Source organism: Pontimicrobium sp. MEBiC06410 (assembly GCF_053601615.1).
The window spans coordinates 139836-158996 of the sequence record NZ_JBSHNT010000147.1 but is presented as its reverse complement, the minus strand read 5'-3'; the positions used below and the strand labels follow the sequence as shown (position 1 = coordinate 158996).

11 protein-coding genes and 1 CRISPR repeat array are annotated in these 19161 nt (G+C 31.3%); of the genes, 5 read left to right on the top strand and 6 right to left on the bottom strand.

From position 1 onward, the window contains the following. Positions 1-179 precede the first annotated feature (179 nt). Positions 180-3596 carry a methylmalonyl-CoA mutase family protein gene (locus ACVC08_RS08075; RefSeq protein WP_452601663.1) on the top strand — a complete coding sequence of 1139 codons (3417 nt, stop codon included), beginning with the start codon at positions 180-182 and terminating at the stop codon, positions 3594-3596. A 130-nt stretch (positions 3597-3726) separates the two neighbouring features. Further along, entirely contained in the window at positions 3727-4983 is a 1257-nt protein-coding gene (locus ACVC08_RS08070) for a zinc-dependent metalloprotease (RefSeq protein WP_452598146.1), read from the top strand. 107 nt (positions 4984-5090) lie between these two features. Here ACVC08_RS08070 and ACVC08_RS08065 read toward each other — a convergent pair whose 3' ends face one another. Further along, complete coding sequence (locus ACVC08_RS08065) at positions 5091-5486, bottom strand: hypothetical protein (protein ID WP_452601662.1); 396 nt, start codon at positions 5484-5486, stop codon at positions 5091-5093. A gap of 122 nt (positions 5487-5608) precedes the next feature. Between ACVC08_RS08065 and ACVC08_RS08060 the strand changes: the two genes are divergently transcribed. Beyond that, entirely contained in the window at positions 5609-6049 is a 441-nt protein-coding gene (locus ACVC08_RS08060) for an Lrp/AsnC family transcriptional regulator (RefSeq protein ID WP_452596490.1), read from the top strand. Between the two features lie 84 nt (positions 6050-6133). Here the strand turns inward: ACVC08_RS08060 and ACVC08_RS08055 are convergent, their stop codons facing one another. Then, positions 6134-6877: a DJ-1/PfpI family protein gene (locus ACVC08_RS08055; protein WP_452601661.1), complete on the bottom strand. Its 744-nt coding sequence runs from the start codon at positions 6875-6877 to the stop codon at positions 6134-6136. A gap of 135 nt (positions 6878-7012) precedes the next feature. Between ACVC08_RS08055 and ACVC08_RS08050 the strand changes: the two genes are divergently transcribed. After that, positions 7013-8947, top strand: a complete 1935-nt coding sequence (locus ACVC08_RS08050) for a CocE/NonD family hydrolase (RefSeq protein ID WP_452601660.1) — start codon at positions 7013-7015, stop codon at positions 8945-8947. 60 nt (positions 8948-9007) lie between these two features. Here ACVC08_RS08050 and ACVC08_RS08045 read toward each other — a convergent pair whose 3' ends face one another. Continuing rightward, entirely contained in the window at positions 9008-9388 is a 381-nt protein-coding gene (locus ACVC08_RS08045) for a VOC family protein (protein WP_452601659.1), read from the bottom strand. Between the two features lie 236 nt (positions 9389-9624). On the opposite strand from ACVC08_RS08045, the gene cas9 reads away from it, so the two are divergent. Further along, positions 9625-12981 carry a type II CRISPR RNA-guided endonuclease Cas9 gene (gene cas9, locus ACVC08_RS08040; RefSeq protein ID WP_452601658.1) on the top strand — a complete coding sequence of 1119 codons (3357 nt, stop codon included), beginning with the start codon at positions 9625-9627 and terminating at the stop codon, positions 12979-12981. An 81-nt stretch (positions 12982-13062) separates the two neighbouring features. Continuing rightward, positions 13063-16390: a CRISPR direct-repeat array (repeat unit 36 nt; unit sequence GTTGTGGTTTGATTAAAGATTAGAAAACACGATATT). 105 nt (positions 16391-16495) lie between these two features. Here the strand turns inward: cas9 and cas2 are convergent. The 3 genes from cas2 to ACVC08_RS08025 form a co-directional block, all read right to left on the bottom strand. Continuing rightward, positions 16496-16825: a CRISPR-associated endonuclease Cas2 gene (gene cas2 / locus ACVC08_RS08035; RefSeq protein WP_452601657.1), complete on the bottom strand. Its 330-nt coding sequence runs from the start codon at positions 16823-16825 to the stop codon at positions 16496-16498. Beyond that, positions 16816-17700 (bottom strand): type II CRISPR-associated endonuclease Cas1, encoded by an 885-nt coding sequence (cas1, locus tag ACVC08_RS08030; protein ID WP_452601656.1) that lies wholly within the window; start codon positions 17698-17700, stop codon positions 16816-16818. The genes cas2 and cas1 overlap by 10 nt, the downstream gene beginning before the upstream one ends. 145 nt (positions 17701-17845) lie before the next feature. After that, positions 17846-19048 carry an MDR family MFS transporter gene (locus ACVC08_RS08025; protein ID WP_452601655.1) on the bottom strand — a complete coding sequence of 401 codons (1203 nt, stop codon included), beginning with the start codon at positions 19046-19048 and terminating at the stop codon, positions 17846-17848. Between the last annotated feature and the right edge of the window lie 113 nt (positions 19049-19161).

Sequence of the window (19161 nt, the reverse complement as noted above, 5' to 3'; positions counted from 1 at the left end):
AGACATACCAAAAAAATACTAAACAGAATTTAGTATGCAATTAAAAGTCAATAAACTAAAAATTAAGATTAAAAAAGAGAAAAGAGTTTATATAAGCATCATTAGATAATTACATATAATTCGTCTATTTTTTTGAATATTTCGTAAATTGCAACCTTAAAACGGATTAAAAATCACGAATGATACAAGCAAAACCATATAAGCCAAAGTACAAAGTAAGAATTGTTACGGCTGCAGCACTTTTTGATGGACACGATGCCTCAATTAACATAATGCGTAGAATTATTCAATCTACAGGAGTAGAAGTAATACATTTAGGGCATGATCGTAGCGTAGAGGAAGTTGTTAATACAGCAATTCAAGAAGATGCAAATGCAATTTGTTTAACCTCGTATCAAGGAGGACATAATGAGTACTTTAAATATATGTACGATTTGCTTAAGGAAAAAGGCGCAGGCCACATCCAGATCTTTGGAGGCGGAGGCGGTGTTATTTTACCTTCAGAAATTAAAGATTTAATGGATTATGGTATTTCACGAATATATTCGCCAGACGATGGACGTGAAATGGGATTACAAGGTATGATTAACGATTTAGTAGAAAAATCTGATTTCGCCATTGGCGATAAACTTAATGGAGAGGTAGAGCATTTGTCAGAGAAGAACCCAAAAGCTATAGCAAGAGTAATATCTTCAGCAGAAAACTTTCCAGAAGTGGCCAAAGATGCCTTAGATAAAATACATATTAAAAATGCAGATTCTAAAACTCCAGTTTTAGGAATTACAGGAACAGGAGGAGCAGGGAAGTCGTCTTTAGTAGATGAGTTAGTACGTCGTTTTTTAATAGATTTTCCAGAAAAAACTATAGGGTTAGTATCTGTAGATCCTTCAAAACGTAAAACCGGAGGCGCATTATTAGGAGACCGTATTCGTATGAATGCTATTAACTCCCCTAGAGTATATATGCGTAGTTTGGCAACACGACAATCTAACTTAGCCTTATCTAAATATGTAAATGAAGCCGTGCAAGTTTTAAAAGCTGCAGAATTCGATTTAATTATTTTAGAAACCTCAGGAATTGGGCAGTCAGACACAGAAATAATGGAGCACAGTGATGTGGCATTATATGTTATGACACCAGAGTTTGGAGCAGCAACGCAGTTGGAGAAAATCGATATGTTAGATTTTGCCGATTTAGTAGCAATTAACAAGTTCGATAAAAGAGGGTCGCTAGACGCATTACGCGATGTAAAAAAACAGTACATGCGTAACAATAATTTGTGGGATACACCACAAGACGAGTTGCCAATTTATGGAACCATAGCCTCACAATTTAACGATCCAGGAATGAATACGCTTTACAAAGCGGTTATGGATAAATTGGTAGAAAAGGCAGATTCTCAATTAAAATCTAGCTTTCATATTTCGGATGAAATGAGCGAAAAGATTTTTGTAATTCCTCCAAGCAGAACCAGATACTTATCAGAAATAGCAGAAAATAACCGTGCGTACGACAAAACGGCTAATGCACAAGTAGAAGTAGCGCAAAAACTATACGGAATCTATAAAACATTAGAATCTGTATTAGAAACAACACCAGGTTTAGATAAAGCAGGGATAAATTCAGAATCGCTAAATGAAAGTACAGAAGAAAATAAAGACTTTGTAAAACTATTAGTAGCAGAATTCGATCGCGTAAAGTTAAATCTAGATCCATATAACTGGGAAGTTATCATGGGTTGGGACGAGAAAGTAAACAAATATAAAAATCCTATCTATACCTTTAAAGTAAGAGATAAGGAAATAAAAATAGAAACACACACCAAATCATTATCTCAGTTAGATATCCCAAAAGTAGCATTACCAAAGTACCAAGCTTGGGGAGATATCTTAAAATGGTGTCTACAAGAAAATGTACCTGGAGAATTCCCGTATACATCAGGATTATACCCTTTTAAACGTACAGGTGAAGATCCAGCAAGAATGTTTGCAGGAGAAGGAGGGCCAGAAAGAACAAACAGACGTTTCCATTATGTAAGTGCAGGATTACCAGCAAAACGATTATCTACAGCATTCGATAGTGTTACATTATACGGTAACGACCCAGACCATAGGCCAGATATTTATGGTAAAATTGGAAATGCAGGAGTTTCTATTTGTTGCTTAGACGATGCTAAAAAATTATATTCAGGATTTAATTTAGCACACGTAATGACCTCGGTAAGTATGACGATAAATGGACCAGCACCAATGCTATTAGGGTTCTTTATGAATGCCGCTATAGATCAACAATGTGAAATTTACATTAAAGAAAACGGACTAGAAAAAGAGGTAGAAGCAAAAATAGCTAAACTATATAAAAATAAAGAACGTCCAGTATATAACGGAGAATTACCAGAAAGTAACGATGGTTTAGGTTTAATGTTATTAGGTGTAACAGGAGACCAAGTATTACCAAAAGATGTTTATTTAGATATAAAAACAAAAACCATAGCACAAGTACGTGGAACCGTACAAGCAGATATATTAAAAGAAGATCAAGCGCAAAATACCTGTATATTCTCTACAGAATTTGCTTTACGATTAATGGGAGATGTACAAGAATATTTTATAGATAATAATGTACGTAACTTCTACTCTGTATCTATCTCAGGATATCATATTGCAGAAGCAGGAGCTAACCCAATCACGCAATTAGCATTAACACTCTCTAATGGGTTTACCTATGTAGAGTATTATTTATCTAGAGGCATGGACATTAATAAGTTTGGCCCAAACTTATCGTTCTTTTTCTCTAATGGTATCGATCCAGAATATGCAGTTATAGGTAGAGTTGCTCGTAAAATATGGGCAAAAGCTTTAAAACATAAATATGGAGCCAATGCCAGAGCGCAAATGCTTAAATACCATATACAAACTTCTGGGCGTAGTTTACATGCACAGGAAATAGATTTTAACGATATACGTACAACCTTACAAGCATTATACGCTATATACGATAACTGTAACTCGTTGCATACCAATGCTTACGATGAAGCGATTACAACACCAACAGAAGAATCTGTACGTCGTGCAATGGCTATTCAATTAATTATAAATAAAGAATTAGGATTAGCTAAAAACGAAAACCCAATTCAAGGTGCCTTTATTATAGAAGAATTAACAGAGTTAGTTGAAGAAGCGGTGTTAATGGAATTTGATCGTATTACAGAACGAGGAGGTGTTTTAGGAGCTATGGAAACGATGTATCAACGTTCTAAAATACAAGAAGAAAGCCTGTATTATGAAACGTTAAAACACAATGGCGATTTCCCTATAGTGGGCGTCAATACATTTTTAAGCAGTAAAGGCTCGCCAACAGTAGTACCTAAAGAAGTGATTCGAGCTACAGAAGAAGAAAAGTTATTCCAAATAAAAACATTAGAGAATTTACATAAAGCTAACGATACGAGAGAGCTACTCAAAGAATTACAGCATAAAGCTATAAATAATGAGAATATTTTTGAAGCATTAATGGATGTATGTAAAGTTTGTTCTTTAGGAGAAATTACTTCAGCATTATTTGAGGTAGGAGGACAGTATAGAAGAAATATGTAAGCCATTTATAACATAGGAATAAAAATCCAAAATAGTATATTTTGGATTTTTTTATTTCTTAATAGTAGGGTAAACCATATATTAGCTGTTTTTATTATAATAAAATATAAACTATTAAAAATCATTGAATATGAATTTGAAAACTACTTTTTTATTAGCTTTCCTTTCTATAGGATTAGTTAGTTTTGCACAGCAACAACGTACATGTGGTACAGATGCTTACATGCAAGAACGATTACAAAATCCTGAATTTAGAGCTCAATATGAAGCACGCCAAGCTAAGTTTAAAGAAAACTTAGAATTAAGAGCCTCAGGTGTAAGTAATAGAAGTGCAATGGCCACTTTATTTATTCCCGTAGCTGTTCACTACGAATCAGGAAGTGAGGCAGACAGAGCTTGTTTAGTAGCCTTGGCACAAAGTCAAATAGACATACTAAATAATGATTTTGGAGGAACTAATGCAGATATAAACCAATGGGCAGCAGCAAGTGCTTTTTACCCAGGCGTTAATACAGGAGCTTTAGATGTGCAATTTACATTAGCAACACAAAATCACCCAGCTGGAACAGATCCAGATTTAGTAGAAGGTGAGCCAGCAGTAACTATTGGATATAATTTTGGAGGAGGAGCAGCTCCTGCAGATAACGATGCAAGTTGGGCTGGTTATATGAACTTTGTTGTAAGAAACCTTGGAGGTGGTATTTTAGGATACTCTCCATTAGGAGGTAGTCCAGCAGCAGGAGCAACTGTTGTAATGACAACGTCTGCATTTGGTTCTGGAGCAGGTTGCCCAGGAGTTGTACCTGGAGCACCATATAATTTAGGGAGAACATTAACTCACGAGCTAGGACATTTTTTAAACCTAGATCACACATGGGGTAATGGAGGATGTGGTTCTGATGATAGTGTAGCAGATACACCTAACATTAGTGGACCAAGTTATGGCTGTCCAGCTGTAGGAGGTGTTTCTATGTGTGGAAATACGTCATTGACAATGAACTTTATGGATTATGTAAACGATGCATGTATGTTTATGCTTACAGAGGGTCAAACAAATAGATCTGATGCTTATTTAGATACTATAGAAGGAGAATTTAATACAAATGTACTAAGTGTTGAAGAGTTTGATGCAGATAAAGTATTTGCTATTTATCCAAATCCAGCAGATAACGAAATTACAATTCAATCTACAAGTAATCTTTTAAAAGCAGGAGCAGATATTGAATTATATGATATGTTAGGAAGAAGAGTTATTAATGAAACATTAAACTCTCCAGTAGAAGAACAAAAAGTAAATGTAAGCAGCTTAAATGAAGGAGTATACATTTTAAAAGTGTCTTCTCAAAATGTATCTGCTACAAAAAGAATTGTAGTTAAAAGAAAATAAGATTATTAGATAAATTAATCTATAAATAATAAAAGGGCTTTCATTAATTTGAAAGCCCTTTTTATATTTGAATTAACATTAAAAATAAATAAAGTTTTAATCACTATTTAAAACTTTAAAGTCCATGTATGTTGTAGTTTTTTAAACTTATTAAGCTCTTTTCTTAAAATAGGTAAAAAATCTACTCCATCACTGTTAGATTGCTCTAAACGTTTACAGTTCTTATATAACCTATTAGTTAGTCTTTTTACAGACCTAATGTGTCTATGCTTTTTTTCGGAGTATCGCTCTAATTCAGCTTTAACAATCTCTGGAGCTAATGATTCAGATTGTTGAATAATATCTCCAGAAAAATAAATAGCTCTATCTTCTGTACCATCGTCTTTTAAAGGAGCTAAATCTTTATTCATATACGACGAGATGTGTCTGGATAAAACAAAAATATCCACTGCCTTTTTATAAATAGGAGATTCAGAGAGATGAGATGGGATATTTGGTAACATTTTAAATTTTCATGGATATATATACAAAAATACTCACAAGCTTTAGGAATCAAATTTAATATTTAAAGTAAAATGATATATTTGCTTTAATAATTAATTATTTTATTTAATTTTTGTTTAAAATGAGTATAGATACACTGAATTGGAAAATTTTAAAGTGCTTACAGCAAAATGCAAGGCTTTCAAATGCTGAAATAGGGCGCCAAGTTGGCATTACTTCTCCTGCGGTTTCCGAGCGTATAAAGAAAATGGAAGATTTAGGTATAATAGAAAGTTACAATACATTTATATCTTCATTAGAAGCAGGGTATCAATTAAAAGCAATTATAACATTACGAGCTTTTATGGGTATGTTAAAACCTTTTTTAGAAAAAGTAAAAACCTATGATGAGGTTATTAATTGTTATAGAATTACAGGGAATGAAAATATTGTAATGGAAGTTGTTTTAAAAAACCAAAAGCATTTAGAATCTTTTATAGACGAACTTATTGTCTATGGAGAAACAAAAACGCAAATAGTATTATCTCATGTAGTAAAAAATAATTCTATTACTAAGGTTTAGTCTATTTAATCTTGAATACCTGTATTAATATGCAATTGTAATTTTATAATTGGGTGATAATTAAAAAATGAAAAACAATACTTTTTACTCTATAATTAGATGAGGCACATTATTAATATCCCAATCTATTACTAAACCATTAGCTAATTGCTGAGCAATTTTTTTTCCATATAAATACTCGCATAAATACAAAGCAGCTTCAAAACTTTTAGCACCACCAGCAGAAGTAATATATTTTTTATCATGAACAAATAAAACATGATCTCTTATGTCTAAATCAGGAAACATTACTCTCATGGCATTTATATCGCTAGGGAAAGTAGTAGAAACAGAATGGTTTAATAGGCCCGCTTCTGCTAGAACAAAAGCACCATCGCAGTGAGAAGTAACAAATAAAGCATTTTTATCTACTTGTTTTACAAAATCTAACATTGCTTTGTCTTTTAAATCGCTATCTAAATGATGTTCTGCACTCGGTACAACTAAAATATCAATTTTAGGTAAAGTATCTTTTGTATAATTATAATCAGGTAAAATACGCATCCCTTCAAAAGATGTAATAGCGTTATCAGTATTAGCAACAGTAAAAACATTCATAGGTTTTATACTGTCTCTAAAAATAGTATGCTGAAAAATATCATAAGGAGCCGTTAATTCGGTATTGTAAGTACCATCCATAATTAAAAATGCCACATTATAACGATTAGGTTCTAATTTCGGAAATTGTTTTTGAGTAACTTCTGGTAATGTTGTTGTAACCTTAGTTTCCTTTTCTTTACAGCTTATTGTAAGTAACAAAACTGTTAAAAATATTACGATATGTTTCATAACGGCAAAATAAGTAATTGTTTTTTGTAAATTTAGTCAATCAAAAAAGATTAAAAAACGATTTGTTAAATACGTTTTTGCAAGAAGTAAAAACGAATAAAAACAATCTAATCAACTTTAAAATAAATACAATACATGAAACATCTTTTTAAATTCTCACTAGTATTAGTATTGCTATGTTTTGCTTGCGATAAAAAACAAAGCGAAACAGCAGAAGTAATAGAGAAACCAGAGGTAGATACTTATGTGCAAGACAACTACAATAAACAAGAAGTAGCTATAGAAATGCGAGATGGTATAAAACTACATACCACTATTTATTCTCCAAAAGATACAAGCAAAGAGTATCCTATATTAATGATGCGAACACCCTATAGTAGCAAACCGTATGGAGAAGGTAAATACAAAACAAAAATAGGACCTAACACACATTTAATGAAAGAAGGAAATATTATTGTGTATCAAGATGTTCGCGGACGTTGGATGAGCGAAGGTGTTTACGATAACATGCGTGCATACATACCAAATAAAAAAGATAATAATGATATTGATGAATCCTCAGATACGTATGATACTATAGATTGGTTAATAAAAAATGTAGATAATAATAACGGTAGGGTGGGAACATGGGGTATATCGTACCCAGGGTTTTATGCAACCTATTCCACTATAGATGCGCACCCAGCATTAAAAGCGGCATCACCTCAAGCCTGTATAGGCGATTTCTTTTTTGACGATTTTCATCATAATGGTGCCTTTTTATTAAGTTATTTTAGAGCAATATCTTTATTCGGAACATCAAAAAGTAAACCCACAGATTCAACATGGTATAAATTACCAGAGTTAGGAACACAAGATCAATATCAGTTCTTTTTAGACGCAGGGCCATTAAGTAATTTAAACAGCTATTTTCAATATGAAAAACCAGATGATAAATCAATTTCAAAATCAGACAAAATCGATGATGTATTTTGGAAAGAAATAGTAAACCACCCTAATTACGATACAGTATGGAAACCTAAAGGATTAATACAAAATTTAAAAAATGTAAAATCAACTGTTGCTACTATGATTGTAGGAGGTTTTTTTGATGCAGAAGATTTATATGGACCTTTGGAAACATACAAAACAATAGAAAAACAGAAACCAGACAATTACAATACTATTGTATTTGGCCCATGGGATCATGGACGTTGGGCAAGCTCTCAAACAGAAAACTATGTAGGAAACTATTATTTTGGAGACTCGATATCGTTAAACTTTCAAAAAGATATAGAAACCAAGTTTTTTAATCATTTCTTAAAAGGAGATGGAAGCAAAAATTCAGGATTACCAGAAGCTTATGTATTCGATTCTGGTAGGAAAACATGGAGTAGTTTCGAGTCGTGGCCACCAAAGGCAATTACGAAGCAAACTTTTTACCTTAACGACAAAGAAGTTTTGGCAACAGAGAAAAAAGGAACAACTAAAGAAACGTTTGTGAGCGATTTAGAACGCCCTGTACCATATTCTGAAGATATTAAAACAGTGTTTACACCTAGAAAATACATGACAGACGACCAGCGTTTTGCAGCAAGACGTCCAGATGTATTGGTCTTTGAAACAGATGTGTTAGAAGAAGATTTAACACTAGCAGGAGACATTCTAGCAAATTTAAAAGTAGCAACAACAGGAACCGATGCCGATTGGGTTGTAAAGGTTATAGATGTACACCCAGGAGATATTGAAGAGCAAGAAACAGGTATGCAAGACCATTTAAAATTAAGTAACTACCACATGATGGTGCGTAGTGAGGTCATGCGAGGGCGTTTTAGAAATAGTTTTGAAACCCCAGAACCATTTACACCAAATAAAAAAACAGATGTAACGATTAAATTACAAGATGTATACCATACTATAAAAGCAGGGCATAAATTACAAATACAAGTACAAAGCACATGGTTCCCTCTTATAGATTTAAACCCTCAAACATTTGTACCAAATATATATAAAGCTAAAGAAAGTGATTTTAAAAATCAAACACACACTGTGTTCAATGATTCTAATATAGAATTTTCAATTTTAAAATAAATTAAAAATATATTTTAAAGCGCCGCTGAAATAACCTTTTTCAACGGCGCTTTTTTAGTCTTAGTTTTTTATACGCCAAGGTGGATTTTTTCTGTTTTCTCCAGCGTTATATAAAATAATAGTATTACCATCACAATCTTTTAAATGCGCCTCTCGCCATAACCAAGGCTTATCCTCTGGTAATTGAGTAAAAGAAACCCCTTTTTTTATAAGTTTTTGTACCAATTCATCTAAATTATCATCTTCAAAATAAATGGTAATATTAGTATTTTGAGTCATAGTTTCTGTTTCATGAATTGAAAATGTGGCATTACCATCTGGACATTCAAAACGTACATATCTTGGCAAAGCATCTACTATAAGTTTTAAGCCAAGCGTTTTGTAGAACGCTACAGCTTTTTTTATATTAATAGATGCTATGGTGATCTGGTTTAAATTCATGATATATAACAAATTTAAGCTTAAAGGGATTAAATGAAGATGTAAAAAGTCCCACCGAAGCAGGACTAAAGATTTTCATCTACGGCATATAGCCTTATTGTGATAAGATTAAAGATTAGAAATTTTAATCTAAATCAAAGATACATAAAATTTATGTATCTAATTTTAAGGAAAACCGTAAAGAAACCTTATCCTGTTTTTATTATCTTTAAAATTATGAAATAATAATACATTATATGGAAAAAATATTGGGATTAGATATAGGAACCAATTCTATAGGTTGGGCAATTATACATAATAATAGAATTTTGGGAATGGGAAGCCGTATTTTTCCAATGGGAGTAGAAAATTTAGGAAAAGGAGATCAAGAAAAATCTAAAAACGCAAGCCGTACAGATGCAAGAGGAACAAGACGACAGTTTTTTAGAAAAAGATTAAGAAAGAAAATGCTTTTAAAGACTCTTTCTAAACATAAAATGTGTCCTTTAACTAATAAAGATTTTGAAGAATGGAAATGTACTAAGACATTTCCAGAAGATAAATTAAAAGAATGGTTTACTTTAAATCCCTATTATTTAAGACATAAAGCACATACAAGCGTGTTAACGTTAGAAGAAATTGGAAGAGTGTTTTATCACTTAATTCAGCGTAGAGGGTTTCTTAGTAATAGTAGAAAGGGGGGTAAAAATGATGGTGCTATTTTTAAAGGAGATTCAAAAACAGGGAAAATAGGAATACATGAGACTCAAAAAAATATACATGATAAAACGTTAGGAGCATATCTTTACACAATTCAGCCTAAAGAGAATTTTCCATTTCAAAAAGGATTAGAACGTATAAGGAATAGATATACTACTAGACAAATGTATATAGACGAGTTCGAAATAATCTGGGAGAAGCAAAAACAATTTCATAAAGAATTTTCGGAAGATTTAAAACAGCTTTTAGGGGGCCGTAAAGATGATAATTATAAAATTGATGGTATATTATTTCATCAAAGACCTTTACGTTCTCAAAAACATTTAGTAGGGTGTTGTACTTTCGAAACAGCAAAAACAAAATGTCCATTAAGTGCAATCCCTTTCGAGATGTTTAGAGTATATCAATGGGTAAATACTGTAGAGTGCAATGGAGAAAAACTAAATAAAGAAGAACGGGAAATAATTATTAATGTATTACTAACTAATGAAAAAATAGCGTTTTCGAAATTAAAAAAAGCAATAGATAAAACTAGCGCAGAATTTAAATTTAATTATAAAGGGGAAGATAAAATTGTAGGAACACATACAGTTTCAAATCTATCAAATAAAAAGTTTTTTGGAAAGAAATGGTTCGATTTGTCACATAAAGAGCAAGAAGATATTTGGCATGTGTTGTATTTTTTTGATAGCAAACAAAAAGTTAAAGAGTATGCTTTAAAACATTGGGGTTTTACAGAAAAACAAGCTATTGAAATTTCAAATTTTAATGTGAAAGATGGTTATGCAAACCTAAGTAGAAAAGCAATACACAATATTTTGCCATTTTTAAAATTAGGTTATACTTATAATTTTGCTACGGTTTTAGGAGGAGTTAAAAATGCTTTTGGCAGTCAATGGGAAGCTTTAAAAAATAAAAATGATATAATAGATACCCTTGAAAATATTGTAAACTCTAAAATAAAAGGAGGCTATATAGAAAGTATAAGAAGTTTATTAAAAAAGGAGTACGGATTAAATGCTAAAAAAATAAAAAAACTATACCACCATTCAGCTACTATAGATTCTAAAATGGTTTTAAGTAAATTGCCCGTAGATGAAAGAGCTAATAAAAAAAATCAAGCGATACGTAATCCCGTTGTTGTAACTGCCTTATTTGAATTAAGAAAACTTGTTAATGAACTTATATCAGATTATGGAACATTTAATGAAATAAAAGTAGAAATGGCTCGTGATCTCAAAAGTTCTAAAGCGACACGAAATAGAATACGAAGAGAGCAACAACGATTAGAACGTGAGAATGATAGAGTGAAAAAAGAAGTTGAAAACTATACAAGAGTTACTCATGATAGTATTTTGAAATTTAAACTTTGGGAAGAATGTAAGAAAATTTGCCCCTATACAGGAAAACAAATACCATTAGAAAAATTATTTACAGGAGAAGTACAGATAGAGCACATTCACCCTTGGAGTAGATCCTTAAATGATAGTTATGCGAACAAAACATTATGTTGGGCAGATGAAAATAGAAAGAAAGGAAATAAAACACCTTTTGAGTTTTATGGTGGAGACGAATTAAATTGGTTAGTAATAAAAGAACGCGCATTAAAACTATTTTCAGATACCAAAGAATACCCCAATGCTTACAATAAATTTAAACAGTTTGTAAAACAAAGTTTCGATGATGATTTTACATCAAAACAACTAAACGATACTCGTTATATTTGTAAAGAAGCTAAAGCGTACTTAACCCAAATATGTAGCAAAGTAATAGTCGCCCCTGGGCAAATGACTGCGGTTTTGCGTTATAAATGGGGGTTGAATTCTATTTTAAACGAAGCTAATATTAAAAACAGAGACGATCATAGACATCATGCTATTGATGCTTTAGTTATGGCATGCTCAAAACCTAGCTATTTGCAAGAGCTTTCTAAATGGAATAGATATAATAGAAATTCGCAATTAAAAGCATTTCCAATGCCATGGAGAACGTTTCAATACGATTCAGAAAGGATGGTTGAAACAATTTTAGTGTCTCATAAAAAAATAAATAAGACTATAACTATTAGAACACATAAGACTGAGAAAAATGGAGAAATATATAAAAATAAGGGAGTTGCAGCAAGAGGGAAATTGCATGAAGATACAGTGTACGGAAAACGAAAAGCACCTTTTAGTGAAGAGGCTTACCATGTTAGAAAATCTATAGAGAGTTTAACTACCAAAAAACAGTTAGAGAAAGTTGTAGACCAAACAATTAAACAATTAATACTAAAACGTATTCAGGTGTTAGGAGGTTTTGTAAAAGACAAAATACCTTTAAATACTTTTTTTATTGTAAATGAAAATGGAGAAAAAGTCCCACAAATTGTATTACCTAATAAAAATGGAGACTCTGTACCTGTTTTAAAAATAAGACTAAAAGAGAATATAGGAAGAGCAGAATCATTAAAAGAAGTAGGAAACGAATGGGTAAATCCTAAAAACAATCATCATGTTTTAATTTATAAAGATGAAAAAGGAAACTTAAAAGAAGATGTTGTTACGTTTTGGACAGTAGTAGAACGAAAACTAAAACAATTTCCAGTATATCAACTACCAATCGATGGAAAAGAAATAGTAACTACATTACAAAGAAACGATATGTTTTTATTAGGACTAAGTGAGGAGGAGATAAATTGGGAGCAACCCAATAAGGTTTTATTAAATACGCATTTATATAGAGTTCAAAAAGTAACACCTAAAGATTATTTTTTTAGAAAACATAAGGCTGCCAATCTCGAAAATGATGACTACAAGCAGATTAGAGGTTTTGGGACAGGAAAAACGGGTTGGTACAATTTTAATCCCATTAAAGTGAAAATTTCAGTTTCTGGAAAATTGGAAAGAATTTAGTATGGCAGTCATTAGCATATTAAAAAGAGTAAAGATTAGAAAACACGATATTGTATGAAAAAATATAATCATTACTATCAGGTTGTGGTTTGATTAAAGATTAGAAAACACGATATTTAGTAGAATGAGACGTGTTTATGACGACCCGTTGTGGTTTGATTAAAGATTAGAAAACACGATATTAATCCTTTTATTTTTTGGAATTCAACCTGGTTGTGGTTTGATTAAAGATTAGAAAACACGATATTAATAGGGATACATCTAAGGTTTCTAAGACTGTTGTGGTTTGATTAAAGATTAGAAAACACGATATTAAAACAAGATTTTTTAACTGTGCAACCCAAGTTGTGGTTTGATTAAAGATTAGAAAACACGATATTAGACGGTGTAATTGAATATGTAAGTATATAGTTGTGGTTTGATTAAAGATTAGAAAACACGATATTAAACTAAAGCCAATATCTACTTTGATACGTTGTGGTTTGATTAAAGATTAGAAAACACGATATTTCCGTTTCTAGTTTCTTTAACAGACTGTAGTTGTGGTTTGATTAAAGATTAGAAAACACGATATTTGTTAAGCCTAACCATTTTAGCACTAATAGTTGTGGTTTGATTAAAGATTAGAAAACACGATATTGGTAGCCCAGTGGGTATTGCAGGACGTTGCGTTGTGGTTTGATTAAAGATTAGAAAACACGATATTGACCCAGAACATTATAAACTAAGCGAAACCGTTGTGGTTTGATTAAAGATTAGAAAACACGATATTCTTTTGCACCCGCTAAGTCAAAGAGCTGTGGTTGTGGTTTGATTAAAGATTAGAAAACACGATATTGAAGACTCTAAAGTGGTGTCTTCATTAGCTGTTGTGGTTTGATTAAAGATTAGAAAACACGATATTTATAAATAACCTGTAAAAGATACGTAAATAGTTGTGGTTTGATTAAAGATTAGAAAACACGATATTGTATTGACTTTTATAAATTCTAATGAATTAGTTGTGGTTTGATTAAAGATTAGAAAACACGATATTTTATTAACTCAACATCATTAGGTGATGTATGTTGTGGTTTGATTAAAGATTAGAAAACACGATATTGTTCTTAACGCCAAAGAATACGGTGTGCCAGTTGTGGTTTGATTAAAGATTAGAAAACACGATATTAATGTTATTAGTAGGTCTGATTTACCACCTGTTGTGGTTTGATTAAAGATTAGAAAACACGATATTAAAGTTTAGCTGAATTGGTTGGCGAAACAGGTTGTGGTTTGATTAAAGATTAGAAAACACGATATTTGGAACAGCGGAGACTGGAACAGCGGAGACGTTGTGGTTTGATTAAAGATTAGAAAACACGATACTATAGCGGAAATTCAAATGGACACTTTAAAAGTTGTGGTTTGATTAAAGATTAGAAAACACGATATTAACTTCTGGAATAAATAACTCACTCACTTTGTTGTGGTTTGATTAAAGATTAGAAAACACGATATTAAACAAAATAGTTATTATCTAAGCAAATTAGTTGTGGTTTGATTAAAGATTAGAAAACACGATATTGAACATTTTGGAAGAAGCAATATACTAACAGTTGTGGTTTGATTAAAGATTAGAAAACACGATATTAAGCATAAAAAGAAATTGTGGAAGTTCAAAGTTGTGGTTTGATTAAAGATTAGAAAACACGATATTAATGGGAGTTGATTACAACTTTGCACAATAGTTGTGGTTTGATTAAAGATTAGAAAACACGATATTTATTTGGCTATGACTATGTGCCTTAAAACAGTTGTGGTTTGATTAAAGATTAGAAAACACGATATTGATTACGAGAAGAATACGAACAGAAGTTCGGTTGTGGTTTGATTAAAGATTAGAAAACACGATATTGGTGGTAATATAGAAATACAATACCAACCTGTTGTGGTTTGATTAAAGATTAGAAAACACGATATTAGCTACCATAAGCAATTGTTAACAAAAGTAGTTGTGGTTTGATTAAAGATTAGAAAACACGATATTATTAATTAAGTGGATAGATTCTTATTATCAGTTGTGGTTTGATTAAAGATTAGAAAACACGATATTAAATAAAAGAAAACACAAACAACTCTATTGGTTGTGGTTTGATTAAAGATTAGAAAACACGATATTTAAATGACAGAAGAAAATATTGCCGAGTAGTTGTGGTTTGATTAAAGATTAGAAAACACGATATTGTACCATATATTTTTGTCACATAACTTATTGTTGTGGTTTGATTAAAGATTAGAAAACACGATATTATTAATTAAGTGGATAGATTCTTATTGTCAGTTGTGGTTTGATTAAAGATTAGAAAACACGATATTAATTGGCTTAACTAAGTTTTTAGACGATCTGTTGTGGTTTGATTAAAGATTAGAAAACACGATATTTAAAAAATATTCCGTTCCAAAGCCAATGTAGTTGTGGTTTGATTAAAGATTAGAAAACACGATATTTTTTATAAAACATATAGTTTATGCTTAATAGTTGTGGTTTGATTAAAGATTAGAAAACACGATATTAAAATTAAGAAAAAGGTACGAGATTGTTTCGTTGTGGTTTGATTAAAGATTAGAAAACACGATATTTGCGTTTTACTCTTGTGTGTTCTTCATGTGGTTGTGGTTTGATTAAAGATTAGAAAACACGATATTACGCGTTGCGCAAATGAAGTATGACGACACGTTGTGGTTTGATTAAAGATTAGAAAACACGATATTATTAATTAAGTGGATAGATTCTTATTTTCAGTTGTGGTTTGATTAAAGATTAGAAAACACGATATTACTTTAGCTCAATTAAAAAAAGAAGATATGTTGTGGTTTGATTAAAGATTAGAAAACACGATATTTCTTTAACTCGATTAAAAGTCCTTTGGGTAGTTGTGGTTTGATTAAAGATTAGAAAACACGATATTCAAATGCAAATGTTATGTGCTAGTACTGAGTTGTGGTTTGATTAAAGATTAGAAAACACGATATTTCTTTGTGCTTCATGCTTTTATGATTGGATGTTGTGGTTTGATTAAAGATTAGAAAACACGATATTAATGTCAAGGACTACCAAGTTACCCAAATGGTTGTGGTTTGATTAAAGATTAGAAAACACGATATTAAGATATTAAATATCCATTCTTACTAAAAGGTTGTGGTTTGATTAAAGATTAGAAAACACGATATTTAATTGTAAAATGTTTCATAAGTAATACCTGTTGTGGTTTGATTAAAGATTAGAAAACACGATATTATTTATGAAACTGGTGAATTAGGAACTTTCGTTGTGGTTTGATTAAAGATTAGAAAACACGATATTACAACCTTCAAAGATTAGATTTATATAACAGTTGTGGTTTGATTAAAGATTAGAAAACACGATATTACGTTGCCTGTTATGTGTTGAAAATAAAAGGTTTAACGAGGTGTTGTGTTAAAAAAAATGCTTCTTTTTTGTAGTGATAAGCCAAGATTGAAGTGTTTTTTTAATTTAAAATAATTCTAATTGTGTAGGCTGTAGCAATTTGGGAGTAGCAACTCTACCCCAAAAGTTCATGATATTTCCAAATTGTTTATCTGTAATTCGTAAAATACTTACTTTTCCAAAAGGGGGAAGTAGCCTTTGGATGCGTTTTTCGTGTACATCTGCACTTTCGCTACTAGCGCAATGGCGCATATATACAGAGTATTGCATCATATTAAAACCATCCTTTAATAAGTTTTTTCTAAATCCAGCCGCATTTTTACGGTCTTTAGCAGTACTAGTTGGTAAGTCGAAAAAAACAAATAACCACATAATACGATACCCGTTTAATTCCATAAGTTAGGATAATTAATCTTTTTTCGTGAACCAGCATAGCATTGTTGTAGAGAACTAGCTGTTTTCTGTAGCGCTACCATGAGTGGACTTTTTTCTTCTTTATAAAAAACTGTTTGGGTAAGGATGTTTAAAAGCTCTGCTTTTATAGTCGTATTTAACTCTTGTTCATTATAATGTTGTGTAATGTAAATGACTTTTTCATCTACAATAGGTCTAAAGGGTTCCATAATATCATCAGCGAGAGCAAAAGCATTATATTTATTTTTATGGTGTATACCTAAGGTATTAAGTAGTCCGCTACCAGATAAAGCTCTTGCCGTAGCAGCTCTTAAAATGGAATAGCCATAGTTTAAAAAAGAATTGGGGTAATTGCCAAAACGTTCACGTTTAAATTGGGTAGCAAAAATAAGTTTCCAATAGGCACTAGCAGCAACAGCCTCCATATTGCTTGTGTCTCCACTTAAAACTTTACTAGCTAAAAAATCAAAATGATTTTTAGTACCTGTTGCTTGTTCTAGTAGTAAACCTTGATTTTTAATTTTTTCAATAATAGTTTGTTGCCATAATTTTTTTCTTAAAGGTAAACTAGCATCAATTTGAACTTTAAAAATTTGTTGTTGTATGTGGTGGCTATTAAGGTTTAAAAACAGTCCATTTGGTAAGTGAGATGTATTACAAACAATTACAGCAGTATTATTTTGTATTAATAAGTTTAAAGCGGGTAAACTAATGTAGATTTCTGGATGATCTAAAACGATAAAACCAATATCTTCTATAGGAATATTGCCTTCTCTAGAATCATTTTTAATGACTAACTGTAAGTTCTTGCAAGTAATACTACTCTTTTTTTCTACTAAAATAGATTTTTTTAACATACTTTTTTGTTCTAAAGTATATATAATCAGTTAAATATAGATATGGAAAACCATAAGGGGCCAATTTTTATAAAGAGTTAAATGATTAATTTTGTTAATAAACCTTACTCTTAATGTAGGTATTTTAAGAGTAAGACTTATTATACTATTTTTTAGCTTTCATATATAAATTCAATCCCAAAAGTAAAATGGCACATAAGGTACTCACAGCAGTCATAATAAGCCAAGTATCATCAAAACCAATACCTTCAGCTAATTGTAAACCAGCATTATGGGCAAATATACCTGCAAAAGAAAATGTCATAGCATATAAGGCCATGTATTCTCCTTGATTTCCTTTTTTTGCGCGTTCCATAGCAAATGCATTGGCAAAGGGGAAGGCTATCATTTCTCCAAAGGTCATTAAAAACATACCAATGATAATAACACCTACCCAACCGCTAACAATAAGAATTAAGAAACTTAATCCAGTAAGTATTGCTCCAAATAATACATAACCAATTTTAGAAAAAGATTTACTCTCTAGCCATTTTATTAAAGGCATTTCAAATAGAAAAATAAGAAAGCCATTAGCCCCTAATAATAAACCTACTTGCAATTCACTGAGTAAATGTGTTTTTCTGTAATAAATTGGCATGGCTGAGAAGTATTGAAAAAATATAAAGCCAAATAACACTAAAGCTAAACAGAATAAAATAAAAGGAATATCTCCATAAGCCGATTCTGGGTTACCATTTTTAATATCGTCTTGCACTTTTGCCTTCTTTGGGTTTAAAACATTTATTAAAAGTAAAGTAGCCGCAATACACGTAATACCATCTACCCAAAATAAGCCTGCATAGCCAAGAGTAACAATAATTAAACCACCTAAAGCTGGCCCAGCAGAAAACCCTAAGTTTATAGCTAAACGAATTAAAGTTACACTTCTAGTTTTATTTTCAGGTTTGCTATAAGCACTTAGCGCTACAAACATGGCGGGTCTAAACATATCTGCAAATAGCGTAAGTATAAAAACCCCAATACATAACAATTTAAAAGAGGTAAGGTACTGCAAGCCTATAAATAAAAAACCAGTAAGCAATAAACTAAATACCATTATCTTGTAATACCCCATTTTGTCGGTTAGCTTGCCGCCAATCCATGTGCCAACTAACGAGCCTATACTAAAGCTAGTCATAATCCAGCCAACATTAGAAAAAGATAAATTTAAATCTTCTGTTAAATAAATAGATAAAAATGGAATTACCATAGTGCCGGCTCTATTTATTAAAGTAATTAAAGCAAGCCACCATACTTCTCTAGAGAGTCCTTTAAAAGAATTAAAGTAATTGTTAAATAACGTTTTCATTGGTTTGTTTGTTTTTTTTGATTGATTTTGGTTAAGTCATATTAAAAAGTTTAATTCGTTATGGACTAAAAATAAAAAAGTCCAACTGCGAAGTTGGACTTTTAATATTGTAT

What these genes read in the sequence shown, in the direction of transcription:
- ACVC08_RS08065 (WP_452601662.1), bottom strand. Translation starts at nt 5,486, where the DNA reads ATGTTACCAAATATCCCATCTCATCTCTCTGAATCTCCTATTTATAAA.
- cas1 (WP_452601656.1), bottom strand. Translation starts at nt 17,700, where the DNA reads ATGTTAAAAAAATCTATTTTAGTAGAAAAAAAGAGTAGTATTACTTGC.
- cas2 (WP_452601657.1), bottom strand. Translation starts at nt 16,825, where the DNA reads ATGGAATTAAACGGGTATCGTATTATGTGGTTATTTGTTTTTTTCGAC.
- ACVC08_RS08025 (WP_452601655.1), bottom strand. Translation starts at nt 19,048, where the DNA reads ATGAAAACGTTATTTAACAATTACTTTAATTCTTTTAAAGGACTCTCT.
- ACVC08_RS08060 (WP_452596490.1), top strand. Translation starts at nt 5,609, where the DNA reads ATGAGTATAGATACACTGAATTGGAAAATTTTAAAGTGCTTACAGCAA.
- ACVC08_RS08070 (WP_452598146.1), top strand. Translation starts at nt 3,727, where the DNA reads ATGAATTTGAAAACTACTTTTTTATTAGCTTTCCTTTCTATAGGATTA.
- ACVC08_RS08050 (WP_452601660.1), top strand. Translation starts at nt 7,013, where the DNA reads ATGAAACATCTTTTTAAATTCTCACTAGTATTAGTATTGCTATGTTTT.
- ACVC08_RS08055 (WP_452601661.1), bottom strand. Translation starts at nt 6,877, where the DNA reads ATGAAACATATCGTAATATTTTTAACAGTTTTGTTACTTACAATAAGC.
- ACVC08_RS08045 (WP_452601659.1), bottom strand. Translation starts at nt 9,388, where the DNA reads ATGAATTTAAACCAGATCACCATAGCATCTATTAATATAAAAAAAGCT.
- ACVC08_RS08075 (WP_452601663.1), top strand. Translation starts at nt 180, where the DNA reads ATGATACAAGCAAAACCATATAAGCCAAAGTACAAAGTAAGAATTGTT.
- cas9 (WP_452601658.1), top strand. Translation starts at nt 9,625, where the DNA reads ATGGAAAAAATATTGGGATTAGATATAGGAACCAATTCTATAGGTTGG.